The 14,272-nt window shown below is 65.2% G+C and carries 16 protein-coding genes; 9 read left to right on the top strand and 7 right to left on the bottom strand.

Annotated elements, in window-relative coordinates; all coding sequences use genetic code 11:
* Nucleotides 1–11: 11 nt before the first annotated feature.
* Together metW and IPM60_12085 are read right to left on the bottom strand one after the other, a co-directional pair.
* Nucleotides 12–629: a methionine biosynthesis protein MetW gene (gene metW / locus IPM60_12090; protein ID MBK8908607.1), complete on the bottom strand. Its 618-nt coding sequence runs from the start codon at nucleotides 627–629 to the stop codon at nucleotides 12–14.
* Nucleotides 629–1,825: a homoserine O-acetyltransferase gene (locus IPM60_12085; protein ID MBK8908606.1), complete on the bottom strand. Its 1,197-nt coding sequence runs from the start codon at nucleotides 1,823–1,825 to the stop codon at nucleotides 629–631. Before IPM60_12085 ends, metW begins: the two co-directional genes overlap by 1 nt.
* A 179-nt stretch (nucleotides 1,826–2,004) precedes the next feature.
* Here IPM60_12085 and IPM60_12080 point away from each other — a divergent pair, with 179 nt between their 5' ends.
* From IPM60_12080 to IPM60_12040, 9 genes are all read left to right on the top strand, one after another.
* A complete protein-coding gene (locus tag IPM60_12080) occupies nucleotides 2,005–2,979 on the top strand; it encodes a chorismate mutase (protein ID MBK8908605.1) in 975 nt (324 codons plus the stop codon).
* On the top strand, nucleotides 2,976–4,067 hold the full coding sequence (locus tag IPM60_12075; GenBank protein ID MBK8908604.1) for a histidinol-phosphate transaminase: 1,092 nt from the start codon (nucleotides 2,976–2,978) through the stop codon (nucleotides 4,065–4,067). The genes IPM60_12080 and IPM60_12075 overlap by 4 nt, the downstream gene beginning before the upstream one ends.
* A gap of 3 nt (nucleotides 4,068–4,070) precedes the next feature.
* Nucleotides 4,071–4,967, top strand: a complete 897-nt coding sequence (locus IPM60_12070; GenBank protein MBK8908603.1) for a prephenate/arogenate dehydrogenase family protein — start codon at nucleotides 4,071–4,073, stop codon at nucleotides 4,965–4,967.
* Between the two features lie 140 nt (nucleotides 4,968–5,107).
* Complete coding sequence (locus IPM60_12065; protein MBK8908602.1) at nucleotides 5,108–5,887, top strand: Crp/Fnr family transcriptional regulator; 780 nt, start codon at nucleotides 5,108–5,110, stop codon at nucleotides 5,885–5,887.
* Nucleotides 5,888–5,951: 64 nt separating this feature from the next.
* Complete coding sequence (locus IPM60_12060; protein ID MBK8908601.1) at nucleotides 5,952–6,161, top strand: hypothetical protein; 210 nt, start codon at nucleotides 5,952–5,954, stop codon at nucleotides 6,159–6,161.
* Between the two features lie 99 nt (nucleotides 6,162–6,260).
* On the top strand, nucleotides 6,261–6,674 hold the full coding sequence (locus IPM60_12055) for a ferritin (protein MBK8908600.1): 414 nt from the start codon (nucleotides 6,261–6,263) through the stop codon (nucleotides 6,672–6,674).
* A gap of 2 nt (nucleotides 6,675–6,676) precedes the next feature.
* Nucleotides 6,677–7,486 carry a bacteriocin family protein gene (locus IPM60_12050; GenBank protein MBK8908599.1) on the top strand — a complete coding sequence of 270 codons (810 nt, stop codon included), beginning with the start codon at nucleotides 6,677–6,679 and terminating at the stop codon, nucleotides 7,484–7,486.
* 266 nt (nucleotides 7,487–7,752) lie between these two features.
* A complete protein-coding gene (locus IPM60_12045; GenBank protein MBK8908598.1) occupies nucleotides 7,753–8,175 on the top strand; it encodes a hypothetical protein in 423 nt (140 codons plus the stop codon).
* 123 nt (nucleotides 8,176–8,298) lie between these two features.
* Entirely contained in the window at nucleotides 8,299–8,511 is a 213-nt protein-coding gene (locus IPM60_12040) for a hypothetical protein (protein ID MBK8908597.1), read from the top strand.
* 44 nt (nucleotides 8,512–8,555) lie between these two features.
* On the opposite strand, the gene fumC is transcribed toward IPM60_12040, so the two are convergent.
* The 5 genes from fumC to polA all read right to left on the bottom strand — a co-directional run bounded on the left by fumC (nucleotide 8,556) and on the right by polA (nucleotide 14,266).
* Entirely contained in the window at nucleotides 8,556–9,965 is a 1,410-nt protein-coding gene (fumC, locus tag IPM60_12035) for a class II fumarate hydratase (GenBank protein ID MBK8908596.1), read from the bottom strand.
* A 17-nt stretch (nucleotides 9,966–9,982) separates the two neighbouring features.
* Nucleotides 9,983–10,180 (bottom strand): hypothetical protein, encoded by a 198-nt coding sequence (locus tag IPM60_12030; protein ID MBK8908595.1) that lies wholly within the window; start codon nucleotides 10,178–10,180, stop codon nucleotides 9,983–9,985.
* 74 nt (nucleotides 10,181–10,254) lie between these two features.
* A complete protein-coding gene (locus tag IPM60_12025) occupies nucleotides 10,255–10,707 on the bottom strand; it encodes a host attachment protein (GenBank protein MBK8908594.1) in 453 nt (150 codons plus the stop codon).
* A gap of 87 nt (nucleotides 10,708–10,794) precedes the next feature.
* A complete protein-coding gene (locus IPM60_12020; protein MBK8908593.1) occupies nucleotides 10,795–11,511 on the bottom strand; it encodes a hypothetical protein in 717 nt (238 codons plus the stop codon).
* Nucleotides 11,501–14,266: a DNA polymerase I gene (gene polA, locus IPM60_12015; GenBank protein ID MBK8908592.1), complete on the bottom strand. Its 2,766-nt coding sequence runs from the start codon at nucleotides 14,264–14,266 to the stop codon at nucleotides 11,501–11,503. Before polA ends, IPM60_12020 begins: the two co-directional genes overlap by 11 nt.
* Nucleotides 14,267–14,272 lie beyond the last annotated feature (6 nt).

Here is a 14,272-nt window from a genome sequence, read left to right as displayed (position 1 = left end):
CGGGCCGCGTTTTAGCGCCGCAGGAGAAAAACTGCCTCTGCGCCGAGCAGGTTCGCGAACAGGAGACCGCGGCCGAAGCGGTGCGGGACGCCGCGCGGATCGAGACAGATGCGGCGCTCGATTGCGATGTTCATGGTTTCGCACATGACGACGAAATCCTTGATCGTGCACAGGTGCAGGTTGGGAGTCTCGTACCATTCGTAGGGCAAGGTCGCGCTGACCGGCATGCGGCCGGCGGACAGCAGATAGAGGCGGTGACGCCAGTGCGCGAAATTGGGCAGCGACACGACGGCGCGCCGGCCGATCCTCAGCATCTGTTCCAGGATCGTCTTCGGCGCCAGCATCGCCTGCAGGGTCTGGCCGAGCACCACGTAATCGAACGCCGCTTCGGGATAATCGAACAGGTCCGTTTCCGCATCGCCCTGGATCACTGAAAGGCCGGCGCTGACGCAGGCGTTGACGCCTTCGCTCGACAACTCGATGCCGCGGCCGTCCACGTTCTTATCGTACACCAGATAATGGAGTAGCTCGCCGGCGCCGCAGCCGACATCGAGCACGCGGGAGCGTGGCTCGATCATATCCGCGATCAACCTGAGGTCGGGACGAATGCTTCGCGCCGGCGCTTCCATCACCGCCCCGAGCCGGGCGCGCCCGCCAGGCCGCAGTGCGCGGCGGCCCCGTTCAGGAAGCCTCCGAGCACGCGAATGAATTCCGGTTCGTCGAGCAGGAAGGCATCGTGGCCGCTGTTGGAGACGATTTCCGCAAAACTCACGTTGGCGGCGACGGCGTTCAAGGCGCGCACGATGGTCCGGTTCTCGGATGTAGGATAGAGCCAGTCGCTGGTGAAGGAGATGACGCAGAAGCGGACCGGGGTCTCCCGGAACGCATTGGCGAGGATGCCGCCATGCTTCGCGGCGATGTCAAAATAATCCATCGCCCGGGTGATGTACAGATAGGAGTTGGCGTCAAAACGCTCGACGAAGCTGATCCCCTGGTGGCGCAGGTAGCTTTCGATTTGGAAATCCGCGTCGAAGCCGTACGTCACCGCCTCCCGGTCCTGCAGCTGCCGCCCGAACTTCTCGGTGAGCTTGTGCTCCGACAGATACGTGATGTGCGCCGCCATGCGCGCCACCGCCAAGCCGCGGTGCGGGGTCTTGCCGTGGCGCAAGTAGTCCCCGCCGCACCAGTCGGGGTCGGCGAGGATCGCCTGTCGTCCGACCTCGTGAAACGCGATGTTCTGGGCGCTGTGGTGTGCGGCGGTGGCGATGGGAACGGCGGCGAACACGCGCTCCGGATAAAGGGAGGCCCATTCGAGCACCTGCATGCCGCCCATCGACCCGCCGATGACCGCGAACAACCGGGTGATGCCGAGATGGTCGAGCAGCATCGCCTGGGCGCGGACCATGTCGGCAATGGTGATGACCGGGAACGAAAGCCCCCAAGGTTCGCCCGTCTCGGGGTTGATCTCGCTCGGGCCGGTTGACCCCATGCAGCCGCCCAGCACGTTGGCGCAGAGAATGCAGTAGCGGCGCGTGTCGAGCGGCTTGCCGGGACCGATCATCGTCTGCCACCAGCCGGCTTTGCCGGTGACGGGATGCACCTCCGCAGCGAACTGGTCGCCGGTGAGGGCGTGACACACCAGGATCACGTTGGAGCGATCCCGGTTCATGCGGCCGTAGGTCTGGTAGGCAACTGGGAAGTCGCCGAGCTCGATCCCGCAGTCCAGCCTGAGCGGCGCTTCGGTGCCGATCAGCACGCGATGCCCCGGCAAAGGAAAGTTGTCGCTGCCGCCGAAGGCGCGTGCGGTTGTTTCCGATCTGACCATGGGCGAGTGCAAGCCTCTAACGGCGGTCGGCGACCGCGAGCATTGGCGTCGGAATGTGCCAACGTTTTCTTTGCTTTTCAACGGCCGTCTCTCTATCACTGTCTTCCCTTGCGGTCGCCATCATCAAAAGCGGGCCGCCCTGCGTCCGTTCCTTCATTGGGAATTTTCGGAACCGGAACATGGATGCCGCGCAATCCCTCGATGCCGTACGGCGGAAGATCGACGCCATCGACGACGCCATTCATGACCTGATCATGCAGCGGACCGAATTGATCGACACGGTCTCCGATCTCAAGCGGGACATGCCCATCAAGATCCGCCCGTCCCGCGAGGCCGAGATCGTCTACCGATTGTTGGCGCGGCACAAGGGAGCGTTTCCCCGGCGCGAGCTAACGGCGATCTGGCGGCATCTGATCATGGCCACTCTCAGCTTCGAGGGGCCGTTTTCGGTTGCCGTGTTCATGCCCCCGTCGGAGGCCGGATACTGGGATCTGGCGCGCGATCATTTCGGCATGTTCACGCCGATGAGCCGGCATGGGTCGCTGCGCTCGGTCATCGAGGCCGTGCAACGGCAGGATGCCGTGGTCGGGGTGCTGCCGTTGCCCCGCTCCGATGACCCCGACCCGTGGTGGCGGTTGCTGGCCAGCGACCAGCCGGAAGTGCCGCGCATCATTGGGCGACTGCCGTTCGCGGGACCCGCCAATGGAATCGGCGGTGGGCTCGAGGCGCTGACGATCTGCCCGATCTCGATTACGCCGACGGGGCGCGACCGCACGTATCTCGCCTTCGACCTCACCGACCGGCTCAGTCTGGACCAGTGCGGGCGTGAACTGGCGGCGTCCGGGCTGGAGCCGAGGTCCGCGGCAATCTGGGAACAGGACCACCGGCCGCAATCGTGGCTGTATCTGGTGGAGGTGGAGGGCTGCCTTGCACCGGAGGACCCACGACTGGCTGCGGCCAAGGAGGCGTTCAGCAATCGCATGTCGCACATGACGGTGATCGGGGGCTACGCGACCCCGCTGACGTTGGCGGAACTCGGCCCGCAGCCCCGCCCGGCCGCGCTATCGGCGCCGCCGGCGCCTCGGCCGGAGGTTGCTCGCAGCGGCGCGGTCGCGGAGCACCATTTCGGGTCCCCAACGCCGGAGGCTCCGTGAACGCGCCGGTTCCACGTCCTGGAATCAGCGGCATCGCGCCCTACGTCGGCGGCGAGTCGCTCATTGCGGGCGCACGGCGCGTGATCAAGCTCGCCTCCAATGAAAGTGCGCTTGGAGCCAGTCCTCAAGCCATCGCCGCATTGCAGGACTCCGCCGCGCATGCTTACCGCTATCCCGATGGCGGCTGCCATGCCTTGCGGGCAGCCATTGCGCAGCGCTTTTACGTGGACGCCGACCGGGTGGTGTGCGGCGCGGGATCGGACGAACTAATCGGCCTGCTGTGTCGCGCGTATGCCGGCGCCGGCGACGAGGTTCTCTATTCCGAGCACGGCTTTCTCATGTATCCGATCGCCGCGCGAGCGGCCGGTGCGACACCGGTCGCCGCACCCGAAACCCGGCTGACGACGGACGTGGATGCGCTGCTGGCGACCGTGTCGGAGCGCACCCGCATCGTGTTCATCGCCAATCCCAACAATCCCACCGGCACCTACATTCCGGACCGGGAGATGCGGCGGCTCCGCGCGGGTCTGCCGGATCAAGTGTTGTTGGTCATCGACGCGGCCTATGCCGAGTACATGGATGCCGATGACTATGCCGCCGGCGAGCGGCTTGTGGAGGACGGCGGCGGCAACGTCGTCATGACGCGGACCTTCTCCAAGATCTTCGGGCTGGGCGGCCTCCGCCTCGGCTGGGCCTATTGCCCACCGGCGATCGCCGACATCCTCAACCGGGTGCGGAACCCGTTCAACGTTTCGTCCCTTGCCCAGGTCGCCGGATATGCCGCCATCGACGACGTCGCGTTTTTCGGGCAGGCCAAGGCGCACAACGACCGCTGGCGGGTGTGGCTGACCCGGGAACTTCGAAGCCTCGGCTTGGGTGTCGACGATAGCGTCTGCAATTTCGTTCTGGTCCGCTTCCCCGCCGTCTCCAACCGCGATGCACGAGCGGCCGATGCTTTCCTCAAGGAGCATGGAATCATCACCCGGCGAATGGAGGCTTACAAACTGCCGGACTGTCTCCGCATCACCATCGGCCTGGAAGACGAAATGCGGGCGGTCGCTGCGGCTCTTGCAGCCTTCATGGGTTAGATGATGACCGAGCCTGCCGCAGAGCCCTTGTTTGAACGCATCGCCCTGATCGGCATCGGCCTGATCGGCTCGTCTTTGGCGCGCCTCGTCCGCCGCGATGGCTTGGCCGGGCACATCGCCGTGTGCTCGCGAACCCAAACCACTCTGGATGCGGCGCGGAACCTGGGCCTTGCCGACAGCACCACCACGGACCCGCGCCGCGCAGTCGAGAACGCCGACCTGGTGATGTTGAGCACGCCGCTCGGCGCCTATGCCGGGATCGCCGAGGCGATGGCGCCCGGCTTGCGTCCCGGCTGCATCGTTTCCGACGTGGGATCTGTGAAGCAGAGCGTCATCCGCGACGTCGGCCCGCACCTGCCGGAGGGCGTTCATCTGGTGCCGGGCCATCCGATCGCGGGGACCGAGCATTCCGGACCGGCGGCAGGCTTTGCGGAACTGTTCGCTGGCCGGTTCTGCGTGCTGACGCCGCCGCCCGGCGCGGACGAGGGCGCAGTGCAGCGGGTCGCGGAATTGTGGCGGCGCGCCGGCATGCTGGTCGAGGTGCTCGATGCCGGCCATCACGATCAAGTGCTCGCCATCACGTCGCACCTGCCGCACCTGATCGCCTACACCATTGTCAACACCGCGACCGACCTCGAGGACCACTTGAAGACGGAGGTGATCCGCTATTCGGCCGGCGGCTTCCGCGACTTCACGCGAATTGCCGCCTCGGATCCAACCATGTGGCGCGACGTGTTCCTGAACAACCGGGATGCGGTCCTCGAGATGCTGCAGCGTTTTTCGGAAGATCTGACGGCGTTGCAGCGGGCGATGCGCTGGGGAGAGGGCGACAAGTTGTTCGAGACGTTCAGCCGCACCCGCGACATCCGCCGCGGCGTCATCGACGCCCGCCAGGCGTGACCGAGGCGGCATAAGCCTGAGACAACAGCGGCCTCGCGGGCGGAGCCTGCCGAGGCCGTCTCCACGCCCGCCGTGTGGAACAATTCCCTTGCATCGAACGTTTTAGAGGAACCCGGCAGAGGCGGAAGGGCGGGACCAGCATGAAATTGGACGCGAGGCAAGACGCACGCGCAACGAGCATCCTCGCCGCCCTTCATGAACGCGGCCCCCTCTTTCGCAAGCTCGCCGCCGCGGGATGCCTCGATAACGGTGTCGGCGGCGTCCTCGGCGGCTGCAGCGTCCGCAATATCCCGCAAGGCATGGATATCTTTGCGGAAGGCGATTTCATTGGCGAACTCTTGTTCCTTGCAAGGGGCTGGGCCTACCGCTACCGGCTGCTCGGGAATGGCCGCCGCCATGTCGTCAACGTTCTGGTGCCGGGGGATATTGTCGGTCCCTTCACGCCGACGGCGAAGCAGTTCGTTGCCGCGCTGACCGAGACGTCCATCTACTCGGTCGCGCGCCGCAACCTCGGCGACGAAAGTCGGACGTGTGTCGGTTTCACCGCCGCTGTCGAAACGCTGATCGCCGCCGAGTACGAGATGCTCGCCGAGCGTACAGTGAGCCTGGGCCGGCGCAACGCAAAGGAGCGCGTCGCGCACTTCTTGATCGAAGTGTTCGAACGGCTGAATAGGGTCGGGCTGGCTGGCGACGACACCTTCGAACTGCCGCTGACGCAGGAGATGATCGGGGACGCTCTCGGTCTCAGTGTTGTCCACGTCAACCGCACGTTGAAGGTGCTTCGTGAAGATGGGTTGGTCACCCTCGGGTTTGGGCGGGCGACCATTCATGACTTCGATGCTCTCTCCTTCATCGCTGATTCCTACGGTGTTCCCGCTTCGCCGCCCGACCGACGGCTGGGCGGCATCTCAATGAATTGACCTCCGGCGCCGCCGACCCCATTGTGTCCCGATCGGACAGGCGACAGCGGCGAGGATCGGGGTGATGGCGGAGGGATTGAAAATCATCTGCCCGAACTGCGGCGCGGTCGTTGCAGTTGCCCCGGCAGCCGGACTTGCTGAGGACCACCTCGTGTGTGGTCACTGCGGCACCGAACTTCGCGGCGCCGGGCCATTGGAAAAGGTGACGGCCAAGGTGAAGGACATCGTCCGGAAGGCGGAAAAAAGCGTAGAGCAGAAAGACGAGACTGAGTGACTAAAAGCCTGAATCGAAATGATCGCTGCGGCGTGCTCAGAAGTGGGTGCGGCCAATCGATTTCTTCTGTTTTCAATATACCGGGGAGCGCGAACGAAGATGTCGAGCGAAAACCTGCATGCACCGCGAGAAAATCTGACGAAACAGACGCTCAACCAGCACCAGGCGATCGTTTCGCTGGGAGAAGAAATCGAAGCGGTCGATTGGTATCGCCAGCGCGCCGACGACTGCAGCGACCCGGCGCTCCGCGACATACTCCTCCACAACATGCAGGAAGAGATCGAACATGCATGCATGGTGCTGGAGTGGTTGCGACGGAATATGCCGGAGTGGGCGGAGGAGATGGACACATATCTCTACACCGACGCGCCGATCACGGAAATAGAAGAGGCGGAGAGCGGCAGTTCCGAGGCGGCGCCGGTCAACGCCACGTCGGGCGTGCCTGACGAGGACCGGGCGGCGCGACCGGCATACCGATTTACCGTCGGATCTCTCAAGAAAAACGGAGCGTAGACATGGATTATCTTAACCGCTCCGCGGCGCCGTTCGCTGCGCGCGTGTGGGACGAGATCGACGATGCGGCCATCGGCGCAGCCCGCGAGCGCCTGACGGCGCGGCGGGTTCTGGATGTGGAGGGGCCCTATGGCCCTGGCCTCACCTCGATCGAGGTGGGCAATGACGCCTACTGTCGGCAACCGGACAGCGGCGAAGCCGGTGCCGTGGTCAGCCGCGCCATCGCGCTGCCGATGTTGCGCAAGCGGTTCCTGTTGAGCCTGCGCCGGGTCGCGGCCTACCTGGAGAACGGCCTGCCGCTCGACATGGCGCCGGCGGAGGATGCCGCCGAGGCGGTTTCGGCTCGTGAAGACGAACTGATCTTCCAGGGTCAGGCGGAATTCGGCCTCAGTGGATTGTTGACAGCGCCAGGCCGCGCCCGGCAGGCTGCTGGGAACTGGTCTGATGTCGACCGGGCCCTCGACGATGTTCTTTCTGCCGTGACCAAGCTGGACGACGCCGGCTTCCGCGGCCCCTACGCGATGATCCTGGAGCCTGCGCTGTACAACGGTCTGTTCCGCCGCTATCCGGGAACCGACCTCATGCAGTTGGAACATCTGCGCCGGCTGTGCACGGATGGCATCCACAAGGCCCCGATCACCGGTGGCGCCGTCATCGATCCGCGCGCCGGCGTCCTGATCATCGGCCAGGACCTGATGGCCGGGTATGTCGGCCAGGACGGCATTCACTACGAGTTCTATCTGTCTGAAAGCATCGCGCTTCGCCTCGACGATCCCGAGGCAGTATGTTCGCTGGACTTCAATTCTGCGTGAGGGTTGGCGCAGAACAGCATGCAATTGCTCGAATGCTGCGGGTCCGACTGCAATAGCAGGCCCCGTCGCATTCGGAGAGCGCTCGTATGAACCGCTTCGATATGGGTAAGGGAACTTTGTCGCCGGGTTTGGCCTTATCCCGTAGACGTGCGGCAATCCAACCGAGTGCAGCCGAAGCTGGGCCGCATAGTGAAAGCGGCGAGCGCCGCACAATCTTCGCATACGAACTGCGAGGACAGGCTTGAATCGGATCAGGAGAGAGTGAAATGAAGCAGCTTACAGCATCGGCCATTGCCGTGGCATTCGCGCTCGGCGGGTTTGGGGCGGTAGCCAACGCGGCGAGCGACGTGGAGAAGAAGATGGATCCGCTGCCCGGCAACGTGGACGTCGAGGGCCACGGGCAGAACCCCCAGTTCAATTTGCAGGATGATAAGAAGGCCACGCCAGAGTCGATGATGAACCAGGGTCAGTCGGGCGTCGAGACGCGCACGGCTCCGCTGCCCGGTAATGTCGATGTCGAGGGCCACGGGCAGAACCCTCAGTTCAAGACTGAGGGCACCCCGTCAACGACATCGGGCTCCGAGGCGTCCAAAAAAATGGATCCGCTGCCCGGCAACGTCGACGTCGAGGGCCACGGCCAGAACCCTCAGTTCAAGGTCGAAGACGGATCGGGGCGGAACAAGCAGTAGCCTTTTCCGAAGATCAAAAACACTGCGTGTCCGGGCCGGGGGGGCGCCCCCCGGCCGGGCTGTTGAGCGGCGGGCGCGGCGGCCAACGGCAGTGGCGAACGTCAATGCGGCTTGCAGCACATCGTGGAACGGTTCAGGGAGGTGACGGTGTCGGCATCGAAGCAGCGAGCAGCGGGGGACAACCGACCAGCAGCGCGGACGGGAGATGCACCGGATGCGGATAAGGCGCGGCAGGGTCAGGTTGTACTCGGCCATACTTGGCAGCGAGTGGTCTTCTTCGGCGCCCTGATCGCGGCATTCGCGCTCGGTGCGGTCGCCCTGATTATGACGGTGTAGCGTTTATTTCCCGCGGCCGCCCGGGAGCCTCGCTTAGCCTACGCTCATCCCACCATGCGTGCCGGGACCACCGCGGCGTCGAAGTCTTCCGCCGTGAGGAAGCCAAGCGCCAGACAAGCCTCCTTCAAGGTCGTGCCGTCATGGTGCGCCTTGTGCGCAACCTCCGACGCCTTGTCGTAGCCGATGAGCGGCGCCAGGGCGGTGACCAGCATCAGCGACCGCTCGACGTAGGCGTCGATCTGGGCCCTGTTGAGTTGGAGCCCAGCGACGAGGTGATTGTTGAAGCTCCGGCAACCGTCGGCGACGATCCTGGCGGACTGCAGGACGTTGTAGATCATCACCGGCTTGTATACGTTCATTTCCAGGAACCCGCCGGCGCCGGATAATGCTACGGCGACATCGTTGCCCATGACCTGGACCGCGACCATGGCCAGTGCCTCGCACTGGGTAGGGTTGACCTTACCCGGCATGATCGAGGAGCCCGGCTCGTTGGCCGGCAGCAACATCTCGCCGAGCCCGCACCGTGGCCCCGCGCCGAGCAGGCGAATGTCGTTGGCGATCTTGTAGAGGGAGCCGGCCAGGGTCTTGAGCACGCCGCTCGCCATCACGAGGGCGTCGTGGGCGCCCTGCACATTGAATTTGTTGGCCGCCGATACGAAGGGCAGACCGGTGTGCCCGGCGATGTGGCGCGCGACGCGGTCGCCGAAGCCTGGCGGCGCGTTAAGCCCGGTGCCGACCGCTGTTCCGCCGATCGCCAGCTGGTAGAGGTTGGGCAGGGCGCCTTCGATGCGCGCCACGTTGTCGTCCAGCATCCCCACATAGCCCGAGAACTCCTGCCCTACCGTCAGCGGCACCGCGTCCTGCAAGTGGGTGCGGCCGATCTTGACGATGTCCGCCCACGCCCTGGCATGCATGTCGAGGCCGTCGCGGAGAGCGCGCACGTTGGGGATCAGCCGGTCGTGGAGCATGACCCCCGTGGCCACGTACATCGCAGTCGGAAACACGTCGTTCGACGATTGCGACATGTTGACGTGGTCGTTTGGGTGGACGGGGGCGCGACTGCCCATCGCGCCGCCGGCCATCTCGATGGCACGGTTGGAGACCACCTCATTGACGTTCATGTTCGACTGGGTGCCGCTGCCGGTCATCCACACGTTCAGCGGGAAGTGGTCGTCGAGCTTGCCGGCGATCACGTCATCGGCCGCCGCGATGATCAATTGCGCGATATCGTCAGGAAGTTTGCCCAGTTCGCAGTTCGCCTGCGCCGCCCCTTTCTTGATCACCGCCAGCGCCCGCACCACCTCGATCGGCATACGCTCGTCGCCGATGTCGAAGAACTTGAGGCACCGCTGGGTCTGCGCGCCCCAGTAGCGATCGGCGGGAACCGCCAGTTCACCCAGGCTGTCGCGTTCGATGCGGGTATCGGCTTGCGCAACGGGTTGCTGTGACGGCATGACCCAACCTTGTGCTGTCAGGATGGTTTCTCGTAGGGACTGGGGGTCGGTTTGCCGGGAGTCGTGTCGGGCTGATCGGGCGCCGCCTCATAAGCGGCAACCGCGGCTTCCAGCTCGGCGATCTCAGTGGTGCGTTCCGGACTGCGGCCGGCGCCCCGCAATTGGTTGATACGATCGAGAGCGTCCCGATAGGCATCCTTGGTCTTGATCTGCACGCCTGCTCCTCCACTCGTTAGCTGAGAGCCTGACGGTACCATGTATCCTCCCGCCAAGCGGGGCGGCAGTTGTGTCAGACTGCCATGACTTGGCCGAGGTGGTCCGGCAGGTCGCGGGTCGGGACCTTGGTCAGGTCCTTGTTCAGCTCCGCGGTCACCATACCCGTCAGCTCCGTCCCGAACTCGGAGCGGAGATCACCGAGCGCCCGCGGCGGCGCGACGATGACAAGGCGCTCGAACGCGTTCTTCTTGCGCGCATCTTCGAGAACACCAGCGATCGTGCGCGCAAACAACTGTTTTCCATAGCGTTGCGGATCGGTCGGCGGCTCCATGGCGTGGCGGCCTTCGCCGCCGCTGTCGAACGAACGTCCCGGCCGATCGCTGGCAATCTCCCGGCTTGGCAGATTGGTGCCGATGAACTCCTGCTCCAGCGCCGGCTTGATGCCTTTCCCGACCCCGTCGTTTACGAACAACCGGGCCCGCGCGCCATCAGCGACGAGGATCCAGGTGGTGATTGATTTCGGCATGCTGCGGTCTGCTCCACTGGTCGATTTGCGGCCCCATGCCGCGTCGTGACTTGTCCTAAATGTAAATAGTGCTTGATCGTTGTCAGGTCACTGCCCAGCTTGTCGCTCGGCGATGCCTGATAGCCAGCTTGCATAGGACATGGACGCTTCGGCGCCGAGCGGTGGCCCCGGCCAGTCGCGCAGCAACTCCGCCGCTATGCGACGGAAGACCTCGGCTAGGCCGGGGCCGTACGGTGAAGCTTCGAATGCCAGCGACCAGTGCGTATCGGCTGCCGCATCGCCGAGGCGGATGCGGGTGAGTTCGAAATCCATGAGCCGGTCCTTTTCCGGTTCGGTAGCTGCGGCGGCCATGGCCGCGGGGGACTCGCCGATGTGGAACGTTCTCATGAGACGCTGCTTCGCCACCGGCAGAGCAGCATCGTCGACATCGGCGCAACCAAGCCAACCGCCGCGGGGCCTCGTCTGCTCGCCGTCCGCCTCCATGTCGCAAGACCACTTCATCCACCGCTCGATCCGTCCGCTGGCGCCGGGTTCGAACGTCTGCATGCCCAAGTCGGCGACCTTGCCTTTGACCTCGAACCGCCCTTCCCGGAGCTTGATCGCGATGTCCGCGGTTCCGGGGACGACGAGGTACCGGTCCGTTCGCCACTGCGGCGGATCCGTCTCTCGGGCGCTTGTCGCCGGATCCGTTGATTTTCGCGAGAGGAACCAGGCCTCTACCTCCGGCGCGCTTCGCATAGAAGACGCTTCGAAGAACCACCGAGACTCAAGGGTGTCGAACGGCATTCCGTCGCTAATGGGCATCGTCCCAGTTCGGACCGACACCGGTGTCGACGGTGAGCGGTACGTCCAGATGCGCCGCCGCTTCCATGACCTCGGTGACGACGGCGCGGGTTGCGTCGATCTCGGTTGCGGGCACCTCGAACACCAGTTCGTCGTGAACCTGCAGCAGCATCCGCGCCGCCAGCCCGACCCGATCGAGCGCCCGCGGGATGCGGACCATGGCGCGCTTGATGATGTCCGCCGCTCCCCCCTGGATCGGGGCGTTGATGGCGGCCCGCTCCGCGAAGTTGCGGACTGAGGTGTTGCGGTCCTTCAAGCCGCGAATGTGGCATTTCCGCCCGAACAGCGTCGTCACGCAGCCCTGCTCGTGTGCTTGGGCGCGCGTGCGGGTCATGTAGTCGCGGATGCCGGGGTACCGCTCGAAGTAGGCGTCGATGTAGAGGCCGGCCTCGGCGCGCGGGATCCCCAGTTGCCGCGCAAGACCGAACGCGGAGATGCCATAGATAATGCCGAAATTGATGGCCTTGGCCTTGCGGCGGATCATGGGGTCCATGCCCGCGACGGGGACGCCGAACACCTGCGATGCAGTCAGCGCGTGAATGTCGATGCCGTCGCGGAACGCCTCCTTGAGGCTGGCGATGTCGGCGACGTGGGCGAGCAGCCGGAGCTCGATCTGCGAGTAATCAGCGCTCAGCAGCAAGCAGCCGTCGGGGGCGACGAAGGCGCGACGGATCTTGCGCCCTTCCTCCGTACGGATCGGGATGTTCTGGAGGTTGGGGTCGGAGGACGAAAGCCGCCCGGTCGACGCCACCGCCTGGGCGTAGCAGGTGTGGACGCGGCCGGTGTCCGGGTGGATCTGCTCGATCAGGGCGTCGGCGTAGGTGCTCTTGAGCTTGGCCAGCTGGCGCCAGTCGAGGATGCGCGACGGCAACTCGAGACCGGTCGCGGCCAACTCCTCGAGAACGTCGGCGCCCGTCTGGTAGGCGCCGGTCTTGCCGCTGCGCTTGCCGCCCGGCAGGCCCATTTCGTCGAACAGCACCTGGCCCAACTGCTTTGGCGAGCCGAGGTTGAACGGGTGTCCGACGAGAGCGTACACCTCGATCTCGAGATCGGCCATGCGGTCGGTGAAATCGGCGCTGAGCGTGCGCAGCGACGCGGCATCTACCTTGATCCCGGCCTGTTCCATCGCCGCCAGCACCGGTATCAGCGGCCGCTCGATGGTCTCGTAGACGCTCACCATGCGTTCCGGCAGCAGCCGCGGCTTGAGGTGGCGGTGAAGCGCCAGTGTCACGTCGGCGTCCTCAGCGGCGTAGGCCATCGCACGGTCCAGCGGCACGTGCGCGAAGGGGATCTGCGCCGCGCCGGAGCCGGTCACGTCCTTGTAGGTGATGGTGTCGCGGTTGAGGTGCAGCTTCGCCAGTTCGTCCATGCCGTGGCCGTGCAGGCCGCCCTCCAGCACGTACGACAGAATCATGGTGTCGTCGATGGGCGCCATCGCGATGCCGTAGCGCCCGAGAACCTCCATGTCGTACTTGACGTTCTGGCCGATCTTTAGGACGGAAGGATCTTCCAAGAGCGGCCGCAGTAGGGCGAGTGCGGTTCCCAACGGGATCTGCGACGGCACGGCCTCGGCGGCATCGAGCGCCAGCTTGCCGGCGCCGCCGGGCGTCGTATGGGCGAGCGGGATGTAGCAGGCGTGGTCGGGAGCGAGGGCGAGCGATACGCCGACGATGTCGGCGCGGAACGGCGCCAGCGAAGTTGTCTCGGTGTCGACCGCGACGGCGCCCAGGCTCGTCGCCGCTTCGATCCAGCGCTGCAGCGCCGCCACGTCCTGCACCAGTTCATATACCGCGGCGGACGCTGGTGGTGGGGGTACTGAGACGGCGGCGCGGCTCTTGCCGATGGCGACACCCGACTGGACGCGGGCAAGCAGCGTCTTGAATCCTTGCGCTTCCAGGAAGTCGCACAGCGTCTCCCGGTCGGGTTCGGCGAGGGCAAACGACTCAAGCGGCTGCGGCACGGCGACATCGTCGTGGAGACGCACCAACTCGCGAGACACGCGCACGTCCTCCGCGTGTTCCAACAGCGCCTGACGGCGTTTCGGCTGCCTGATCTCCGCCGCCCGATCCAGCAGCGCGTCGAGGCTGCCAAACTCTGACAGAAGCTGCGCCGCCGTCTTGGGGCCGACGCCGGGGACGCCGGGCACGTTGTCGATCGGGTCGCCGATCAACGCCTGCAACTCGACCATTTTCTCGGGGCCGACCCCAAATTTCTCCTGCACCTCGTCCGGGCCGATGCGCCGGTTCTTCATGGCGTCGAACATCACCACGCCGTTGCCGAGCAACTGCATCAAGTCCTTGTCGGAGGAGACAATGGTGACCGCCGCGCCGGCCTCGCGGGCGAGGCGGGCGTAAGTGGCGATGATGTCATCGGCCTCGTAGTTGCCGCTCTCCACCAGAGCGACGTTTAGGGCCCGCGTCGCTTCGCGCACCAGGGCGAACTGGGGGACCAAGTCGTCCGGCGGCGGCGGCCGCTGTGCCTTGTAGGCTGCGAAGATGTCGTTACGGAACGAGCGGCGGGCAGTGTCGAAGATGACGGCGACATGGTCGGCATCCATGTCCTGGATCAGCTTCAGCAGCATATTGACGAAGCCGTACACGGCGCCGACCGGCGTACCGTCCGGCCGGGTCAACGGCGGCAGCGCGTGGTAGGCGCGAAAGATGAAGGCGGAGCCGTCGACGAGGAAGACGTGCCGAGGCTGAGGTGTCGGCGCCACGTGCGG

The organism is Rhodospirillales bacterium (assembly GCA_016710335.1).
GTDB lineage: Bacteria > Pseudomonadota > Alphaproteobacteria > Rhodospirillales > Defluviicoccaceae > JADJXQ01.
The sequence above is the reverse complement of the archived record's forward strand: the minus strand, read 5'-3'. Positions and strand labels throughout refer to the sequence as shown.

What these genes read in the sequence shown, in the direction of transcription:
- IPM60_12065 (MBK8908602.1), top strand. Translation starts at nt 5,108, where the DNA reads ATGAAATTGGACGCGAGGCAAGACGCACGCGCAACGAGCATCCTCGCC.
- IPM60_12020 (MBK8908593.1), bottom strand. Translation starts at nt 11,511, where the DNA reads ATGCCCATTAGCGACGGAATGCCGTTCGACACCCTTGAGTCTCGGTGG.
- IPM60_12085 (MBK8908606.1), bottom strand. Translation starts at nt 1,825, where the DNA reads ATGGTCAGATCGGAAACAACCGCACGCGCCTTCGGCGGCAGCGACAAC.
- metW (MBK8908607.1), bottom strand. Translation starts at nt 629, where the DNA reads ATGGAAGCGCCGGCGCGAAGCATTCGTCCCGACCTCAGGTTGATCGCG.
- IPM60_12070 (MBK8908603.1), top strand. Translation starts at nt 4,071, where the DNA reads ATGACCGAGCCTGCCGCAGAGCCCTTGTTTGAACGCATCGCCCTGATC.
- fumC (MBK8908596.1), bottom strand. Translation starts at nt 9,965, where the DNA reads ATGCCGTCACAGCAACCCGTTGCGCAAGCCGATACCCGCATCGAACGC.
- IPM60_12080 (MBK8908605.1), top strand. Translation starts at nt 2,005, where the DNA reads ATGGATGCCGCGCAATCCCTCGATGCCGTACGGCGGAAGATCGACGCC.
- IPM60_12060 (MBK8908601.1), top strand. Translation starts at nt 5,952, where the DNA reads ATGGCGGAGGGATTGAAAATCATCTGCCCGAACTGCGGCGCGGTCGTT.
- IPM60_12045 (MBK8908598.1), top strand. Translation starts at nt 7,753, where the DNA reads ATGAAGCAGCTTACAGCATCGGCCATTGCCGTGGCATTCGCGCTCGGC.
- IPM60_12050 (MBK8908599.1), top strand. Translation starts at nt 6,677, where the DNA reads ATGGATTATCTTAACCGCTCCGCGGCGCCGTTCGCTGCGCGCGTGTGG.
- IPM60_12055 (MBK8908600.1), top strand. Translation starts at nt 6,261, where the DNA reads ATGTCGAGCGAAAACCTGCATGCACCGCGAGAAAATCTGACGAAACAG.
- IPM60_12025 (MBK8908594.1), bottom strand. Translation starts at nt 10,707, where the DNA reads ATGCCGAAATCAATCACCACCTGGATCCTCGTCGCTGATGGCGCGCGG.